The sequence below is a fragment of the Aeromonas sp. MR19 genome (assembly GCF_963899305.1).
GTDB classification, from domain to species: Bacteria; Pseudomonadota; Gammaproteobacteria; order Enterobacterales; family Aeromonadaceae; genus Aeromonas; species Aeromonas bestiarum.
Genome location: NZ_CAWQWZ010000011.1, coordinates 1,228,237 through 1,245,083, shown reverse-complemented (window position 1 = coordinate 1,245,083; position 16,847 = coordinate 1,228,237). Strand labels below are relative to the sequence as shown.

The window sequence follows — 16,847 nt, the reverse complement described above, 5'->3', positions numbered from 1 at the left end:
TCGCACATTGCCGTCACCGGTCTGGGGTAATCTCTCCCCCGGCATCGACGCCGTGATGGCGCTGGTGGGCAAGGAGCGGGTACTCGCCCGCATCGATCGCGCTTTGGCGTATATCGAAGCGCGCATGGCTGCTGAATAAGTGCCTGTGATGGCATGCAAAAGGGCTCCCGCGAGGGGGCCCTTTGTTTTTGTTGGCTAACCAGATTTGTGACATAAAACAGCGAGATAGCGGCAAGGTTGCCGGTAAAAACAGCTAACTGATTGAATTTTGACTAAACGCGCCAATCGGCGTTATTTTTGGGTTGACAGCAAAGCGGGTGATGCCTATCATGCGCCTCCGTTGCCGGAGATAACTTTGGTAGCGCCGAGGTGAGTTGGGGTTATAGCTCAGCTGGGAGAGCGCTTGCATGGCATGCAAGAGGTCCGCGGTTCGATCCCGCGTAGCTCCACCAAATTCTCCTCGAACAATCTGGAATCCAAGGGGTTATAGCTCAGCTGGGAGAGCGCTTGCATGGCATGCAAGAGGTCCGCGGTTCGATCCCGCGTAGCTCCACCAGGTTCCTGATTGAAGATGAAGTACCCAGGGCAGTGCGGTGTGTATCACCCAGGCCGACCTTTGTGGGGTTATAGCTCAGCTGGGAGAGCGCTTGCATGGCATGCAAGAGGTCCGCGGTTCGATCCCGCGTAGCTCCACCACTATTTGATATTTGAATACCAGAGTTAGGGCAACCGGCCGCCAGAACCGGTTGTCTAATGAAGAAAGAATTTGGGGTTATAGCTCAGCTGGGAGAGCGCTTGCATGGCATGCAAGAGGTCCGCGGTTCGATCCCGCGTAGCTCCACCAATATTTGCGACAGATGGCCGCCAGAACCATTTGTCGAGTACGAAACTTGGGGTTATAGCTCAGCTGGGAGAGCGCTTGCATGGCATGCAAGAGGTCCGCGGTTCGATCCCGCGTAGCTCCACCAAATTCTTGTTACAAGAAGCCGAAAGGCCACCGTTATCGCGGTGGCCTTTTTGTTTTGGCTCATTTTTTCATTCAGCCCGTCTCTTGCCCGTAAAAAAGCCCGCATCGCAGCGGGCTTTTGGCGTTATGGCAAGGCCGCATCAGCCGCGGCGACGACGCCAGGCCAGCGGCAGCAGGGCCAGCAGCAGGGCGCCCATGGCACCGCCACCGCCGTTGCTCTCTTCCTTCAGCTTGAGGTCGACGATGATGGGATCATGGTCGGAGGCGCTGAACGGGTTGCCGGACTTGATCATGTCGCCGCTGAAGTCACGGCCGTACTCGAACAGGTTGCTCTCGAACGAGTTGATGTGCCAGTCGGCGACCGCCACTACCTTGCTGGCCAGCGCCGGGTTGGCGAGGGCATAGTCCAGGGTGCCGAGTTCGGCCTCGTAGCTGTAGGAGATGGCCTTCTCCTTGTTGAACTTGACGTTCATGTCCACCAGACCGTAGCTCTTGCTCACCTCGCTGCCGGTCTGCTCAAAGACCTGAGCGCCGAGGAAGGTCTGGGAGGCGGAGACTATCTTGCGCTGACCCTCGGTCGGCACATAGTCGGTCAGCACCCGGATCGCATCTTCCCTGGCGTAGGAGTTGAAATCCCCCACCAGCAGTACCTGGCCGGGCAGTTTGTTCACCGCCTCGCCCAGCACCTTGGCGGCGCTGACCCGGAACTCGGTGCACTTGCCTTGCAGATCGGCCGGCTCCTTGCCGTCCAGATTCTCCAGGCAGCCGGATCCCTTGGATTTCAGGTGGTTGACCACCAGGGTCAGCGGCTCCTTGCTGCCCTCGATGGTGAAGCTCTGCACCAGGGAGTCACGCTGGGAGGCCTGTTTCTCGACCCCTTTCGCATCCAGGTATTTCTGCACCGGCAGCGTGATGACGTTGGCGTCCCCCTGCGGTGCCAGCTTGGCGGGTCGGTAGATCATGGCCACCATGATGGCGTCGCCACCGAAGAAGCGCTCGTTGCCAAGCAGCGCCTTGGGCAGGGTCACGAAGGCGTACTGCTTGCTGGCATCCTTCTGCTGGGCGTTGAGGCTTTGCACCAGATCACTGATGGCGGAGTGGCTGTCGAAGCCGTTGTTCTCCATTTCCATCAGGCCGAGCAGGTCGGCATCCATCTCGGTGATGGCGTTGACTATCTTGGTGCGCTGCAGCTGGAAGTCTTCCAGGTTCTTGGCACCGCGGTTGCAGCCCTTGGCGCTGTCCGCATCCGCCTGATCCTTGCACAGCACGTTGAGGGCACCGCCCACGCTGGAGTGGCTGGTGAAGTAGTTGAGCACGTTGAAGCTGCCGACGCGCAGATCGGTGCCATCGGCACGGGCCGGGGCGCTCTGGCGGTCGTTGTCGCTGGTGCGCAGCAGATCGCCGGCGGTGATCACCTGATCCTGCGGCACTATCAGCCGGTACTCGTTGTAGCTGTAGCCCACCAGCGCATCCAGGTTGACCGGGGCATCGCCGATGCGCAGGTAACCCTGCTCCGGTTCCCAGGCCGGCAGCCAGGGCAGTTTGCCGTCAGCGGCCTTGAAGTCCGATTCGAGGAACACCCGGTTGTTGGCGTTGGCCTTGGCCAGTGCCTTGGCGGCCTTGCTGTCGGCATCGTGCAGCTGGGTCGGCTTCATCAGCGGCGCCTGGTGGGAGAGCACCAGGTTGTTGCGTTTGGCGGCATAGTCATAGCTGAAGTTGCGGCTTATCTTGAGCTCGCTGTCAGCATCGAGGCGCACCCGCATCCCTTCGTGACGCTCCAGCGCCCGGGCCAGGGTCTCGTTTTCCAGTACCCGCAGCGGCACGGCGGCAGGGGCCGTCCCCTGGGCGAGGACTCGCAGGCGCGGGGTGCCGCTGTCAGCGACCGGCTTGAGCTGGGTGTGGTTGTAGTACTCCTCGACCTTGGCCTCCAGGCAGACTTCGGCACCCGGCTTGATGTCCGGGTACTTGCTGGCGAAGTTCTTGTCGTTGAGGTAGACGAAGATGCCGTCCGAGGTCTGGGGGTTGCCATCGCCCTGCACATCCTGCAGGTAGAATCCAATCCGATCATTGCCCTTGTTGAGCGCATCGCCGAGGCCAGAGACCACCGCCTTGACCATGACGCTCTGGGGGCTCTCGAACTTGTCGCTGGGAATGAGCGGACTCTTGTCGCCACTGCCCTGAATGACGGGGATGGGGGTGAGGGCACTGTCGGCCGGGCAGCTGAAGCCGGCGGCATGGAGGGACGGGGACGCGAGCGCAAGCCCCACGGCCAGCGACAGCAGGGTACGTGTTCCTTTCATAACGGTTCCTTTTTTATTTTTGCCAGTGTTTCCATAGCCTTGGCTCATCGGCCAAGGGCGCGCATTGTCACATTTCCGGCATGTCATACCAGTGAGCCAACGCACATTACGGGGATGCAAATGAGGGCAATCTCGGTTTTTTTGACTTGGCTAACAGTATGAAATTAATGACAAAATCATTAATTCAACCAAAGCGGGAAACTGTGATCTGGCTGGCATCCACATATTTTTCTTCGAGAATGAAGATTGAGACTCGGCTGCTTGATTCCTATACTCGGCTTGTTCCTCACGGAACCCAGGTAAAGGGCAAACCGGCCGAGAGGCCGGGACGCAATGCCTCCGGTCTCAAGATCAGTCGATCCAGATAGCGGGGCTTCCCGGGGTGATGGTGGTGTCTGTGGCAGGTCCATTGCCAGCTGTCTGCCCCCCATCACGCAGGTTGCGATTGTTCTTTGTCCTGGTGACCAATGCCAAGACAAAACAAGGAAGATAACAATATGCAACAGACCTTTAGGCCTAGCAGGCTTGCCATGCTGGTGGCCCTGGCTGCCATGCCCGCCTGGGCACAAGCCGCGTCTTATCCCGCCTATCAGGCCGGCACCGCCTACAAGGCTGGCGATATCGTCAGCAACGCAGGCTCCCTCTACGAATGCAAAGAATTTCCCTACTCCGGCTGGTGTGGGGCCTCGCCCTATCACTACGCCCCCGGGGTGGGAGTGGTCTGGGCCGATGCCTGGAAGCTCTATGGCGGCGAGGTGCCACCACCGGCGCTCGGAGTGGCAATCAGTTCGCCCGCTGTTGGTAGCGCTTTCAACGAGGGCGCATCGGTGGCGCTCGCTGTGACCCTGAGCGGCAACAGCAGCGCCCTGGTCAAGGTGGAGTATCTGGTCGATGGCAAGCAGGTCGCATTGAGCAGTGGATCCCCCTGGTCGGCCAGCTGGGTTGCCACGGGTGTCGGCCCCCATCAACTCAAATCACGTGGGTTGGACAAGGATGGCAAGCTGCTGAGCGAGGCGGATGCCAGCTTCAGCGTCAACGCCGTGGTCGCGCCAGAGGCGCCCAGGGTGAGCATCAGCAGCCCAGCCAGCGGCGCCAAGGTGACCCTGGGTCGCAGCGTGGCGGTCAGTGGCAACGTAACCGATGCCAACAATGACGTGGCCAGGGTCGAGCTCTACGTGGATGGCAAGAAGGTGGGTGAAGACACCAGCGCCCCCTGGCAGGTGAGCTGGACGCCCCAGAGCAAGGGCGTTGCCGGCCTCAAGCTGGTGGCGACCGACAAGGAGAACCTCAGCGGCGAGTCGGCCCAGGTCGACGTGCAGGTGGAAGAGGCGGCCCTGCCGCCCACAGGTGGCAACCTCTCCTGCGACATCCGCCAGATCTATCGCCCGGACGGTTACGAGTGCATGGGGGATGACCATGCCCGCCGCGTCATCGGCTACTTCACCTCCTGGCGCACCGGCAAGAACGGTCTGCCCTCCTACCTGGTGAGCGACATCCCCTGGGACAAGATCACCCACATCAACTACGCCTTCGCGGCTGTGGATGAGCAGAGCCACCTGATCAAGGTGGACGATGCCGCCACCAAGATGACCTGGAACGGGGTGCCGGGCGCCGAAATGGACCCGGAATTCGCCTATCAGGGCCACTTCAACCTGCTGTCGAAGTACAAGAAGCAGTATCCGGACGTGAAGACCCTGATCTCGGTAGGGGGTTGGGCCGATACCCGCGGCTTCTACACCGCCACCACCAAGGGCGACTGTTCGGTCAATACCGCCGGCATCAGCGCCTTTGCCGACTCGGCGGTGAGCTTCATTCGCCAGTACGGCTTCGATGGGGTGGACGTGGACTACGAGTACCCTACCTCCATGAAGGATGCGGGCAATCCCAACGACTTCCCGCTCTCCAACCAGTGCCGGGCCAAGCTGTTTGCCAACTACGAGGTACTGATGAAGACCCTGCGGGCGCGGCTCGACAATGCCGGCACCGAGGACGGTCGCAAGTACATGCTGACCATAGCCTCGCCGGCGTCGGCCTACCTGCTGCGCGGCATGGAGAACTTCCAGGTCACCCAGTACCTGGATTACGTCAACCTGATGACCTATGACTTCCACGGTGCCTGGAACCACTTCGTCGGTCACAATGCGGCCCTGTTCGACAACAATGCCGATCCCGAGCTCTCCCACTGGGGCGTCTATAGCCAGGCCCAGTTCGGCGGCATCGGTTATCTGAACGCGGCCTGGTCGGCCCACTACTTCCGTGGCGCCCTGGCGGCCGGCAAGATCAATGTGGGTGTGCCCTATTACACCCGCGGCTGGCAGGGGGTGAGCGGCGGCAGCAACGGGCTGGGCGGCAAGGCAGCCCTGCCGAGCCAGAACGAGTGCCAGCCGGGCACGGGTGGCAGCACGATTCCGTGCGGCAACGGGGCAATCGGCATCGACAACATCTGGCACGATCTGGACAAGAACGGCAAGGAGATAGGCGGTGGCGCCGTGCCCATGTGGCATGCCAAGAACCTGGAGAACGCGGCCAGCCTCGGCATCACGACTCTGCCGAGCTACGGCACGGCCTGGGGTCTGGATCCCAACAATCCGGCCCACGTGATGCAGGGCAAGTACGTGCGTTACTACGATGACAAGGCGCAGGCTCCCTGGCTGTGGAACGCCGAGAAGAAGGTGTTCCTATCCACCGAAGATGAAGAGTCCATGGGTCACAAGCTGGACTACATCATCAAGCGGGGTCTGGGCGGCGTCATGTTCTGGGAGATGGCAGGCGACTACGCCTTCGATCCGGCCAAGAACGAGTACGGCATGGGCAGCACTCTGACTACCCTTGCCTACGAGAAGTTCGCCAAGGCGACCAAGTACAACACCAGGCAGAACGATCTGGCGGCACCGAGCGCCCAGCTCGACATCGCCGTGAGCCTCTCCGGCTTCAAGGAAGGGGACTCCAACTACCCGATCAACCCGAAACTCAAGCTGGTCAACAAGTCGACCCAGACAATCCCGGGCGGCGCCAGGATCGAGTTCCTGGTGCCCACTTCCACCTCTGACACCATCACGGATCAGAGCGGTATGGGGCTCAAGGTGGTGGAGAGCGGTGGCAACGACAACTCCGAAGGCATCGCCAACGAGAAGGACTTCCACAAGGTCGCCATGACGCTGCCGAGCTGGCAGACCCTGGCACCGGGCGCCGAGGTTGAAGTCGCCATGACCTACTACCTGCCGGCCGCCGGCGTGCCGAGTGGCATGCGCATCATCAGCGGCAGCCAGACCATAGGGCTCAAGGCCGAGTTCCCGACCCTGCCGGAGGCCGTACTGGGCTCGGGTGGCGGCGAGAATCCGGGCGGCGCCACCTGCAGCAGCCAGAACGTCAACCCGGCGGCCTACAAGGCCTATCCGAGCTGGCCGCAGGGGGATCACGCCAATGGCGGCGATCGCATGACCAACAACAAGGTGGTATGGCAGGCGAACTGGTGGACCAGCAGCGAGCCCAAGGCCACCGATGGCAGCTGGAAGCTGGTATGTAATTACTGATAACCCCTGCATGGGGTCTGGGCTGCCAACGCCATTCGTGGCAAGGCAGCACCAGCAAGCGGCATGACAATCCGGAGCCCAGGCTCCGGATTTTTTTATGGCGGAATATATAAAGAGGGGAATAAAAAAGACCGCTCCGAAGAGCGGCCAATTGCCACCAAGGCAACCTGCGGGGCGAACCCCTTGTTATCTGCGACGAGCGGGAGTGCGCCTGCCCTGCCGGGTGCCATGACGTGACGGCCGAGGCCGGGTGGCCGGGCCGTCACGCGGTTCGCGCCTCTAGGGGGACTGCGCCACCCTGCTGCGCGAGGCCGGGGCCTTGTCTATTGAGTGACGGCGCCGCCCCCTGCTGCGCTAGGCCGAGGCCTTGTTTATTGAGTGACGGCGCCGCCCCCTTGCTCCTTGAGGAAGTTGATCCAGGGGGAGGCGCGGCCACTGACGTTGCCATTCTGGGCGGCCTGGGTGAAGGCGCTGAGCGCCTCCTTCGGCTTCTGTTGCTCAAAATAGGCAACCCCGGTCAGGAACTTGAGATCGGCGCGCTGTTCACCATTGGCATTGGCCGCAGGCTTGGCGGCCAGGGCCACCAGATCCTGATAGCGTTTACTCTGGATCATCATGCGCGCCATCTTCAGTTGCAGCTCGGCATCCGGAGCCAGCTTGTAGGATCTCGCCAGAGTATCGATGGCGGGATCCAGCTCCTTGGCCTGATGCCAGTAGTTGGCCAGCGCCTTGTAGTTGGCCGCGTTGCTCTCTATGGAGCCCTCCTTCATCGCCTTCTCCATCACGCGTGCCGCCCGGTGGGGAATGCCGGCGAAGGCCAGGTAGTTGGCCAGGCGCTGCAATTCGGCCGCCTCGGTCAGCATGCCGAGGTTGTAGGCGGCTTCCAGCGCCGCCAGCGCCTTGCCATCGTTGCCCGCCTGCATGTGCATGGCCGAGAGCTGGGTCCAGTACTTCTTCTTCTCCGGATAGCGGTCGACCAGAGCGGTCAGCACCTCGGTGGCCGGTTTGTACTGTTTCAGCTCGTAGTGGGCCGCCATCTTGAGCAGATACCAGGATTCAGGTGCCTTGCCGGCGGAGAGCTTGATCGCATTGTCCACCGCCGGAATGGCTTCCCGGTACTGCTTGAGCTGCACATGGGCGTTGGCCAGGGTGATGTAGGCGTGCGGGGTCGGCTTCTCGTCCTTGCCCAGGCTCGCGAACCACTGGTTCATGGTGCTGATGGAGGCCTTGAAGTTGCCCTCCGCCATGTAGAGCTGGGCCAGGTTGTAGCGCACCTGCTGGGCCACGGGTTGCGGCAGGCCGCCGGTGGCGATGGCATCGGCGAAGTACTTGGTCGCCTGACCGTACTTCTCCTGCTGCGCCGCCACGAAGCCGAGGGTCTGCAGTATCACTCCCTTGTCGTAGACTCGCTCGCCGGCGCCGGACAGCGCCTCCTGCAGCTTGGCATTGGCCTCGCCGTATTTCTTCTCGGTGATCAGTGCCTGTGCCTTGTTGACCGCGCGGTAGGCGCGGTCAGAGAGAGCAGGCTGCTCGGCGGCCCAGCTGGCGGTGCAAAGCAGCACCGCCATGGCGACCGGGGCGAGGATCAGGGTATGTAACTTTTTCATCGCCACCTTCCTTAGTTGACCGCAAACTCGATTTCTTGCTGCATGCGGGTGGCCTGCGCCTTGCCATCGACCATGGCCGGTTTGAACGTCCATTTGGCTATGGTCTTGCGCGCCTCCTTGCCGAGGTCATAGCTGCGGGGCTCTTCTTTCACGATCCGCACGTTGCTGACGGTGCCGCGCTCGGTGACGGTGAACTCCACCAGCACCTTGCCGGAGGCGAGTCCTGCCAGCGCCGCCTTGCGGGGCATCATGGGCTCGAAGGTCGCCATCGGGATGGCGCCGTTGTTGCCACCCATGCCGCCACCACCGCCACCGGTACTGTAGGCACCGAGGGCGTTGCCGCCGCCTATGTTGACCGGGATGTCGAGTTTGGGCATGTCCATCGGCGAGCTCTCCATCTGCGGCCGATCCGTGCTGGCCACTTCCATCTCGGGAGGGGGAGGCGGCCGGTTCGGGGGCGGCGGTTTGGGCAGCTCGCGTTGTCTCTCTTGCAGTGTCTCCTGAGGGCGAACCCGAATGAAGTCGGTCATGCTGACGTCTTCGGATTCCACCAACTCCCGGTGATCCGGTGTGATGAGCTTGTTCATTCCCAGAAACAGGAAGAACACCACCACACAGGAGACAGCCAACGATATCAGGTATCTCATGGTACTCGCTCCGGCATCAGCTGCTCTTGCTCGCCGCGATGGAGATGTTCTGGACACCGGCCATGCGGATCTGATCCATGACCTGGACCACCAGACCTGAACGGGATTCGGTATCGGCCTGGATCACCACGGCGCTCTCCGGGTTCTCGGCTCGCAGCCGCTCTATGTTGGCGCGCACTGCGCCCACTTCGACGATGCGCTTGTCGACCCAGACCTGGCCGTTTTCACGGACCGCAACCATGATGTTCCCCTTCTTCACCGTCTCGGCCGTGCTGGCGCTCGGGCGGTTGATCTCCACGCCGGACTCCTTGACGAACGAGGTGGTGACGATGAAGAAGATCAGCATGATGAACACTATGTCCAGCATGGGGGTCAAATCGATGGCCGCCTCATCAGCACTGCTGTCGCTGTGACGTTTTCTCATGGCAAAAACTCCTTGCTTGTTCTGTGCCCCCGCCAGACTCGCGCCCGGCGGGGGAGTGCATCCTGCATCAACCGTGTTTCAGGTTGTCTTCCAGCTTCTCGACCGCCAGCTTGGCCTTGTGATCGAGCTGGTTGACAAAAAACAGGCCGGAAAGGGCGGCAATCATGCCCGCCATGGTCGGTACCGTCGCTTTTGAGATGCCCGATGCCATCGCCCTGGGGGAGCCGGTGCCCGTGATGGCCAGGGTGTCAAACACCTGCACCATGCCGACCACGGTTCCCAGCAGCCCCATCAGCGGGCAGAGCGCGATCAGCACCTTGATGACCGGCATTCCCTTGTCCACCGCCATGGCGACCCGGGAGACCAGCTCGCGCCGGATCTGCCTGGCGGACCAGGAGAGGTGGTCGCTGCGGGCCAGCCAGGCGGCCTTGGTCTGCTTCACCTGCTTGGGATAGACGGTCATGAAGTAGAACCAGCGTTCCAGCAGCAGGGCCCACATCAGCAGGGTCAGGAAGAACAGGGCGACCAGTACGTCGCCCCCCAATCCCAGAAACCGGCGGACCGACTCGACTTCTTCAATCAACCAGAACCACATGGGTGACTCCTTAGGCTGCGGCCTTGGCGGCGTGCAGATTTTCCTGATAGCGGGCGACGAAACCGGCGCTCTGCTCTTCCAGGATCTGGATGAGACGGCGGCTCTGGGTCTGCACTATGGTGTAGAGGAACAGCATGGGCACCGCCACGACCAGACCTTGCATGGTGGTGACCAGGGCCTCGGAGATACCGCCCGCCATCAGCTTGGGATCGCCGGTACCGAACAATGTGATGGCCTGGAAGGTGGCTATCATCCCGACCACGGTACCGAGCAGTCCCAGCAGCGGCGCGACCGAGGCGATCAGCTTGATGATGCTGATGCCCTTCTCGAACTTGGGCACGTTGCGCAGTATGATCTCGTCCAGTTTAGATTCCAGATCCTCAATGTTGTCGCCACTATGGTTCTGGTAAGCCCCCAGCATGTCGCCTATGGGGTTGCCCTTGATGATCTGATTGGATTTCAGTTGCTTGCGCATGGATCCGCCGATGAGGGAGAGGCGGGCGCCGCAGAACAGGGCCAGCAGGGTACCGAGCACGCCGAGCACCATGATGACGTAACCCACTTCACCACCCTGATCGACCCGCTCCTTGAAGGTGGGGGATTGAACCAGCAGGGAGAGGATCACGCCGCGGGACGGGTCGACGAAGATGGGCTTGACGCCGCCGCCACCCTGCTCAAACTCGGCGATGGGCTCCAGCACACCCTTGTCGGGCTGACGGGGCAACTGCTCGAACTTGCCGGTTTCCGGGACGAAGGTCAGGTACTTGCCCTCGGAGACGGTATTGAACTCACCGATCTGGGTCACCGTCTTCTCGGCCTGGTTGCCCTCGCCGTACACCACGGTTGCCGGTATCTGGCTCACCTTGCCGCCATCGACCATGCGGCTGAGGGTGGTGGTCCAGAAGGCGCTCAGATCATCGCTGGAGGGCAGCTCCTTGCTCTCTGCCAGGCGGGTCAGCAGCGCCGCCTGTTCCGGGTGTTCGACCCGGCGGGCTGAGGCGTTGAAGATCCCCTTGAACTCACCGGCAAACTGGCGCAGCACGCCAAACATCTCGCCCATGTTGCCGGAACGCTGGCGCAGGGTGTCGGTCAGCTCGGTCAGCTGTTTGTCGTTGGCATCGAAGGTGGCCTTGAGCTTCTCCCCCTTGGCGGTTTCGGCGGCAAGCTCCGCCTTGGCCTTGGCCAGCAGGGCGCCTTGCTCGTTCTTGTCTGCCAGGAAGCGGGCTTCCCGCTCCTTGTTGAGCTGGGATTCGCTGGTACTGGCGGCCTTGACCTGATTGAGCAGGGCGTTCAAGTCCACCGGTTTCTCGGCGGCGGTCACCGGCAGGGTGATCAGGGTGGCTCCCGCGATCAGGGAGGCAATGGCAAGTTTGATTCCTTTCATGATGCTTTCTCCGCAGTTTGAACCGGCAGCTTGATGAGCGCGGGGGGCGCCTGCTTCTTGGCGATACGCAAGCCCTGTTCTACTGCACTGCGATACTCCTGGGGCAACTCTTCCCATTGACGGGTCTTCTTGTTCCACATGCCGGTCTCGTTGCCATCCGGGGACTGGTAGAGCAGGGCGATGCGGCCGACGCGCAGGAACTCATAGGTCTTCTCGGTGCCGGCCTTGTCCAGGCTGGCCTTGTAGGATTCTATGGTTCGGCTGAAGCCCTCCTCGATCTGGTAGGCCTCCAGGATCTTGCGGTACTTCTCGGAGATGGTGACATCGGCCCGGTTCATCAGATCGGTCAGGGCCGCCACGCGGTCCTCCCGCTCGACCTTCTGGAACGGCAGATCCAGAGAGACGAACTGATCGAGGGAGTCGATCATCTTGAGCATCAGGGGCACCACTTCGGTGCTGGTCTGGTCGATCTGGGCGATCTGGCGCTGCATCGAGGCCAGCTGTGTGGTCTGGGAGTCGACCATCTTGCCCACTTGCTCGTTGTAGGTGCGCAGACTGTCGACCTGACGCAAGGCGGCCTTGTACTGCGCCAGGGCAGACTCGGCAGACTCGGCGTAGTTGTCGATCTTCTGCTGGGAAACTTTGGATGCATTGTCGGTGGCGGCTTGAGCGTCCACTGCCTGACCGGCAGAGGCGGCACTCAGATTGAAGCTGGTCAGCAAGGCGGCCGAAACCAGGCTGCCGAGGAGCGCTTTCTTCATTGTAATTGTCCTTGTCTTCATAGGATTACCCTATCTCCGTAACTTCCTTGGAACCTTGGGCAAAGCCGGCCCGACCGGGCCGGCTTGGGTTGTATATCAACGAGGTTGATTAGAACTTCTGGGTGTAGTCGAGGTAGTAGATGCGCCCGTCGATGCTGTAGAGCTCATCGTCATAGGTAAAGCCATCACTTTCCAGAGACGGGGCCGTGTTGAACATGTTCTTCACCCCGACCTGGATCTTGCCATCCCAAGGCGCATCGACACCGACGTTCAGGTTCCAGGTGGTCTGGGACGAGATATGGCCCACTTCCTCACCGGTATCTGCGATGTAGTCCTGGCTCTGGGAGTCGATGTAGCTGGCGCTCAGGTAGGTGTCCATGTTCCACCACTGGGGCACGTTGACACCAACCCCTGTGTTGAAGCGCAGCTGTGGCTTGCCGTTCTGGCCAATCTTGTCGACGACGGGGCCACCGGCATACAGACCTTCCTTGTACTCCAGGATGTAAGTGCTGCCGAAGTCATAACGCACTGTCGCCATGTTCAGGTCGTACTTGTAATCCGCCTTGAAGTCCAGGCCGCTGGTGTTCAGCTCGCCCAGGTTGACCATGGGGGCTGTGCCCTGTTTGATCTTGCCCTGGCTGTTACGCACTATGTTGCTGGAACTGCCGTTGTTCAGCTCGTCATAGATGATGGACTGCAGGGAGTTCAGCTGGATGAGGTCGGTGATCTTGATGGTGTAGTAGTCAAGCGACAGGTTCAGCTCATCCAGCGGACTGTAGGCCACACCGAAGTTCCAGGTATCGGCCGTCTCTTCCTTCAGGTTCTCATTGGCGGTACGGATGGTGGTGTATTGCTGGTTCGGGCAGGCGGCAGCCGAGATGCCGTTTGCTTCGCAATAGACATAGTCCTTGGCCCAGTCGGCAGATTCAGAATCTGCAGAGTAGAGATCGCTCAGGCTGGGGGCCCGGAACGAACGGGACCAGGAGGTGCGCAGCATCAGGTTGTCCAGCGGCTGGTAGCGCAGACTGGTCTTGGGTGAGAAGGCACTGCCAAAGTCGCTGTACTTGTCGAAGCGACCGGCTACGTTGAGCTCAATCTGATCCGTGATGGGAACTAGGGACTCGATATAGGCAGCCGTTACATCACGAACACCACCGGAGGAGTTGCCTGCTGAACCTATGATGTTGCCAGCTTCCGATTGTGCATCGTACTTGTCGGCATAGACCCAGTCGTTGTATTCGGCGCCGGCGTACCAGCTGACCGGACCGGCCGGCAGTTCACCCATGTCCCACTGGACACCGGCATACCACTGGTAGAAGTCCATGGTGGAGCGGCGGCTGGTATCGGCAGTCATGGAGGCAGTGGTGGAGGCATCAAATTCACCACCGACAAACTTGCCATCCTCGATCGCTTTCTGAGCGGCAGACTTCAGCACATAGCCGGTACCGTTCTCCTTGTTGTCTGTCTTGGAGTACATGTAACCAGCGTTCCACTGCATGTCGCCGACGCTTTCGGTCGCAATGGTGCCCTCGAAGCCCAGGTTCATGCTGCCAGTGGTGTCTGTGACCAGGTTGTCACGGGTACCGACGTTGTTGAAACGGTAGTAGGCGTAAGCAGCTTCTCCCAGCCCTTGAGTGGCTGCGGCATCCAGGCCGTTGTCGGTGAAAAACTGCGCATTTTTCGGGTTGGCCGGGTCTATGGTGAAGGCACCTGCGGCGGGGGCGAAGCGACCGAAGCTCTCGACCCTGGAGCCGATGATCTGGGGGACGAAGTCGACGTTGTCATTGATGTGATAGCGACCGTTCACGTAGAGGGTGTCACGGCTGCGTGAGGCCGTCTTGGCGGCAACCTGGCCGTAGTTGAAGTTACAACCGCCTTCGAAATTGGTGAAGGGTTCCTTACAGGTGCCGTCTGCATTGGTGGAACCTGCCAGTGGACCGTATTTCCAAATGGCATCGCCATTGCCGTCCAGGCCTGTGATACCTTCCACGTTACGGCCGTAAACGCTAGGGGAATCATTGCCTTGCTTGGCGAGATAGTCACGGTCACGGCTGTAGATGACGTCTTTCTTGTCATGCTCATAGACAGTCATCAGGGAGCCTTTTTCACCGGTAATGCCGGCAACGATGGAGCCGCTCTTTTCATCGCCCCCGTCTTCAGTCGGACTGCCAATCCTGCCCTGGAAGGTCAGGCCTTCATAACCCTCTTTCAGCACCACGTTGATCACGCCGCCGATGGCATCGGAGCCGTAGATGGCTGAGCCACCATCCAGATTGACTTCCACCCGTTCAACGGCCGCCATGGGAATGGTGTTCAGGTTGATGGAGGTACCGCCCATGGTGGGAGAACCGGCAACCCGTTTGCCGTTCAACAGTACCAGGGTGCGCTCGGAGCCGAGACCGCGCAGACCAATGGTGGCTTGAGACTGGAAAGAGCTGCCGGAGGAGGGAGATACACCACCGAAGGAGTTGTAGGAGGCCTGTTTCAGGTAATCGGCAACGGTCTGCTGACCGGATTGCTCGATCTTGGCCTTGGTGACGGAGACGACCGGGGTGGCGCCTTCCACATCGACACGGGAGATGCGGGAGCCGGTAACCTTGATTTTCTGCAGTTTTTCGACGTTTTGGCTTTCTTCGGCCATGGCGGGGGTAACTACCACTGCCGCGCTCGCCAAGGCAAACGCAACGGCAGCAGAGAGTCTGCTTTTCCTAAGCATCGCTATATCCTTCCTGGTTGTTTTTTTGTTTGCTTCCATACCGCCCTCGTTGGAGCGATGCGTAAGGCTTATCAAGCTTTCGATGTGGACGTCAATTGAGGCGGTGCGGATGGGGTAGGTGTGGGCAATAAGATGACTATGTTTTATTAGTTCGCTATTGCCAGCTTTTTATTCTGACTTGGCATTCATTTACGATGTGAAATCGGTGTTAAATTGATGTGTTTCCATTTTATCGATTAATTTTGAACTTATCGATAAGGGATCTGTCCCCTTGATATTTATCTTGTAAAAGGCTGCTTATATAGAATTATTAGCTGTTTTTGTGGTGTGTTGTGTTTCTGTTCAGACTTGGTATTTGGCGGAATTCAAACTTGTGTATATAGATAGGGTAAAATAACGAGCTTTTATTTAATGTCATGTTTAATAAGGTGTTTTTGTTTTTGTGGTTGTTTTTTGTTATTTTAATTTAAAATTTAAACGATGGTTGAATTGCTCTGCGAGTAGTTTTTTATCTTGAAGTTGGGGTTTTCATAAAAAACTCACAGTAAATTCTGCTATTTGCCAAAGGCAGATGCTGCCCTCTTCGTTCTACTTGATTTTTGTTGCAGAGCTTTTACAGTGACCCAGCGGATTGTCTGCCAATAACAGCCTATCCAGTGAGTAATGCCAGGAAGGAGAGGCCCGTCACCGGATGTGACTGGCCATAAAAGAACAACAAGGACGAGGTTTCACCATGCTGTCGTATTTCTTACGTCGGATGCTTTTGATCATCCCGACGTTTCTCGGTATCACACTGCTCGTCTTCACCATCACCCGTTTCGTGCCGGGCGGCCCGGTCGAACGCATGTTGCTGCAGGCGCAGGTGTCACAAAACGAGACCGGGCGCTCCAGTGGCAGCAAGGGCGCCCAGGCGCTCTCCGATGAGCAGATCGAGGAGTTGAAAGCATTTTACGGGCTCGACAAGCCGATGCTGATCGCCTATTGGGAGTGGCTGCAGAAGCTGGCCGTGCTGGATCTTGGCGAGTCGACCCGCTATTACGAGCCGGTGTGGGGCCTCATCAAGGATAGGTTGCCGGTGACAGCCTTCTTCGGGCTGGCCACCTTTCTGCTGAGCTACGCGGTATCCATACCACTCGGGGTAGCCAAGGCCCTCAGGCACAACAGCCGCTTCGATTCGCTCAGCTCCATGCTCATCTACATGGCCTATGCGCTGCCCGCCTACGTTGTGGGGATCTTCCTCATCACAGTCTTCGCCTTCCATCTGGAGTGGCTGCCCATGGGCGGTTTTCCGGGGGACGATTTCGATTCCATGGAGAGCAGTTGGGACCAGATCCGTACCGTCTTCGCCCATGCCCTGCTACCGCTTATCGCCTACGCCATCGGGGATTTTGCCATCCTCACCATGACCATGAAGAACAGCCTGATGGAGAACCTGTCGGCGGATTACGTGCGTACCGCCGTAGCCAAGGGGCTGCCGTTTCGCAAGGCGGTGACTGATCACGCCATGCGCAACAGCCTGATCCCCATCGCCAGTCACCTGGGGTCCGTGCTCACCGTCTTCTTCGGCGGCTCCTTCCTCATCGAGACCATCTTCAACATCGACGGCATCGGCCTGCTCGGCTACGAGGCGATCGTCGAGCGGGATTACCCCACCGTCATGGGCATACTGGCCATCACCTCCATGTTGATGCTGGTGGGCAATATCGTCTCCGATATCTGCGTTGCCCTTGTTGATCCGCGCGTACGGTTTGGAGAGTGAGCATGAACCCTATCTCTCTTGTCATGCCGATGCTGATATCACGCCATATCGTCTCCGAGATCTGCGTTGCACCTTCTGTTGACCCCCGCGTACGGTTTGGAGAGTGAGCATGAACCCTATCTCTCTTGTCATGCCGATGCTGATATCACGCCAT

11 protein-coding genes, 5 tRNA genes and 1 riboswitch are annotated in these 16,847 nt (G+C 59.7%); of the genes, 8 read left to right on the top strand and 8 right to left on the bottom strand.

What is annotated here, in order from left to right; genetic code table 11:
• Positions 1–7: 7 nt before the first annotated feature.
• The 6 genes from AACQ95_RS11420 (at position 8) to AACQ95_RS11395 (ending at position 968) form a co-directional block, all read left to right on the top strand.
• Complete coding sequence (locus AACQ95_RS11420) at positions 8–139, top strand: glutamyl-tRNA synthetase (RefSeq protein ID WP_223955721.1); 132 nt, start codon at positions 8–10, stop codon at positions 137–139.
• A 237-nt stretch (positions 140–376) separates the two neighbouring features.
• Positions 377–452, top strand: a tRNA-Ala gene (locus AACQ95_RS11415).
• Positions 453–480: 28 nt separating this feature from the next.
• Positions 481–556: transfer RNA gene (locus AACQ95_RS11410), tRNA-Ala, on the top strand.
• A gap of 64 nt (positions 557–620) precedes the next feature.
• Positions 621–696, top strand: a tRNA-Ala gene (locus AACQ95_RS11405).
• A 72-nt stretch (positions 697–768) separates the two neighbouring features.
• A tRNA-Ala gene (locus AACQ95_RS11400) sits at positions 769–844 on the top strand.
• A gap of 48 nt (positions 845–892) precedes the next feature.
• A tRNA-Ala gene (locus AACQ95_RS11395) sits at positions 893–968 on the top strand.
• 139 nt (positions 969–1,107) lie between these two features.
• Here the strand turns inward: AACQ95_RS11395 and AACQ95_RS11390 are convergent.
• Positions 1,108–3,267, bottom strand: a complete 2,160-nt coding sequence (locus AACQ95_RS11390) for an ExeM/NucH family extracellular endonuclease (RefSeq protein WP_241278634.1) — start codon at positions 3,265–3,267, stop codon at positions 1,108–1,110.
• Between the two features lie 295 nt (positions 3,268–3,562).
• A riboswitch (cyclic di-GMP riboswitch) is annotated at positions 3,563–3,648 on the top strand.
• Between the two features lie 116 nt (positions 3,649–3,764).
• Here AACQ95_RS11390 and AACQ95_RS11385 point away from each other — a divergent pair.
• Positions 3,765–6,800 (top strand): glycosyl hydrolase family 18 protein, encoded by a 3,036-nt coding sequence (locus tag AACQ95_RS11385; RefSeq protein WP_445290530.1) that lies wholly within the window; start codon positions 3,765–3,767, stop codon positions 6,798–6,800.
• Between the two features lie 371 nt (positions 6,801–7,171).
• On the opposite strand, the gene AACQ95_RS11380 is transcribed toward AACQ95_RS11385, so the two are convergent.
• The 7 genes from AACQ95_RS11380 to AACQ95_RS11350 form a co-directional block, all read right to left on the bottom strand.
• On the bottom strand, positions 7,172–8,407 hold the full coding sequence (locus AACQ95_RS11380) for a tetratricopeptide repeat protein (RefSeq protein ID WP_043556252.1): 1,236 nt from the start codon (positions 8,405–8,407) through the stop codon (positions 7,172–7,174).
• A gap of 11 nt (positions 8,408–8,418) precedes the next feature.
• Positions 8,419–9,054 carry an energy transducer TonB gene (locus AACQ95_RS11375; RefSeq protein WP_043138091.1) on the bottom strand — a complete coding sequence of 212 codons (636 nt, stop codon included), beginning with the start codon at positions 9,052–9,054 and terminating at the stop codon, positions 8,419–8,421.
• A 16-nt stretch (positions 9,055–9,070) separates the two neighbouring features.
• Entirely contained in the window at positions 9,071–9,478 is a 408-nt protein-coding gene (locus AACQ95_RS11370; RefSeq protein WP_010633018.1) for an ExbD/TolR family protein, read from the bottom strand.
• 67 nt (positions 9,479–9,545) lie between these two features.
• Positions 9,546–10,073, bottom strand: a complete 528-nt coding sequence (locus tag AACQ95_RS11365; protein WP_043138094.1) for a MotA/TolQ/ExbB proton channel family protein — start codon at positions 10,071–10,073, stop codon at positions 9,546–9,548.
• Positions 10,074–10,083: 10 nt separating this feature from the next.
• Positions 10,084–11,457, bottom strand: a complete 1,374-nt coding sequence (locus AACQ95_RS11360; RefSeq protein WP_043138097.1) for a MotA/TolQ/ExbB proton channel family protein — start codon at positions 11,455–11,457, stop codon at positions 10,084–10,086.
• Positions 11,454–12,218 carry a DUF3450 domain-containing protein gene (locus AACQ95_RS11355; RefSeq protein WP_241278633.1) on the bottom strand — a complete coding sequence of 255 codons (765 nt, stop codon included), beginning with the start codon at positions 12,216–12,218 and terminating at the stop codon, positions 11,454–11,456. The genes AACQ95_RS11360 and AACQ95_RS11355 overlap by 4 nt, the downstream gene beginning before the upstream one ends.
• A gap of 109 nt (positions 12,219–12,327) precedes the next feature.
• Complete coding sequence (locus AACQ95_RS11350; protein ID WP_241278632.1) at positions 12,328–14,934, bottom strand: TonB-dependent receptor plug domain-containing protein; 2,607 nt, start codon at positions 14,932–14,934, stop codon at positions 12,328–12,330.
• Between the two features lie 733 nt (positions 14,935–15,667).
• Here AACQ95_RS11350 and AACQ95_RS11345 point away from each other — a divergent pair.
• Positions 15,668–16,693 carry an ABC transporter permease subunit gene (locus tag AACQ95_RS11345; RefSeq protein ID WP_339357890.1) on the top strand — a complete coding sequence of 342 codons (1,026 nt, stop codon included), beginning with the start codon at positions 15,668–15,670 and terminating at the stop codon, positions 16,691–16,693.
• Positions 16,694–16,847: the final 154 nt, after the last annotated feature.

Excerpts from the sequence above, each read along its gene's own strand:
- AACQ95_RS11390 (WP_241278634.1), bottom strand. The coding sequence starts at position 3,267 with ATGAAAGGAACACGTACCCTGCTGTCGCTGGCCGTGGGGCTTGCGCTC.
- AACQ95_RS11385 (WP_445290530.1), top strand. The coding sequence starts at position 3,765 with ATGCAACAGACCTTTAGGCCTAGCAGGCTTGCCATGCTGGTGGCCCTG.
- AACQ95_RS11380 (WP_043556252.1), bottom strand. The coding sequence starts at position 8,407 with ATGAAAAAGTTACATACCCTGATCCTCGCCCCGGTCGCCATGGCGGTG.
- AACQ95_RS11375 (WP_043138091.1), bottom strand. The coding sequence starts at position 9,054 with ATGAGATACCTGATATCGTTGGCTGTCTCCTGTGTGGTGGTGTTCTTC.
- AACQ95_RS11370 (WP_010633018.1), bottom strand. The coding sequence starts at position 9,478 with ATGAGAAAACGTCACAGCGACAGCAGTGCTGATGAGGCGGCCATCGAT.
- AACQ95_RS11365 (WP_043138094.1), bottom strand. The coding sequence starts at position 10,073 with ATGTGGTTCTGGTTGATTGAAGAAGTCGAGTCGGTCCGCCGGTTTCTG.
- AACQ95_RS11360 (WP_043138097.1), bottom strand. The coding sequence starts at position 11,457 with ATGAAAGGAATCAAACTTGCCATTGCCTCCCTGATCGCGGGAGCCACC.
- AACQ95_RS11355 (WP_241278633.1), bottom strand. The coding sequence starts at position 12,218 with ATGAAGAAAGCGCTCCTCGGCAGCCTGGTTTCGGCCGCCTTGCTGACC.
- AACQ95_RS11350 (WP_241278632.1), bottom strand. The coding sequence starts at position 14,934 with ATGCTTAGGAAAAGCAGACTCTCTGCTGCCGTTGCGTTTGCCTTGGCG.
- AACQ95_RS11345 (WP_339357890.1), top strand. The coding sequence starts at position 15,668 with ATGCTGTCGTATTTCTTACGTCGGATGCTTTTGATCATCCCGACGTTT.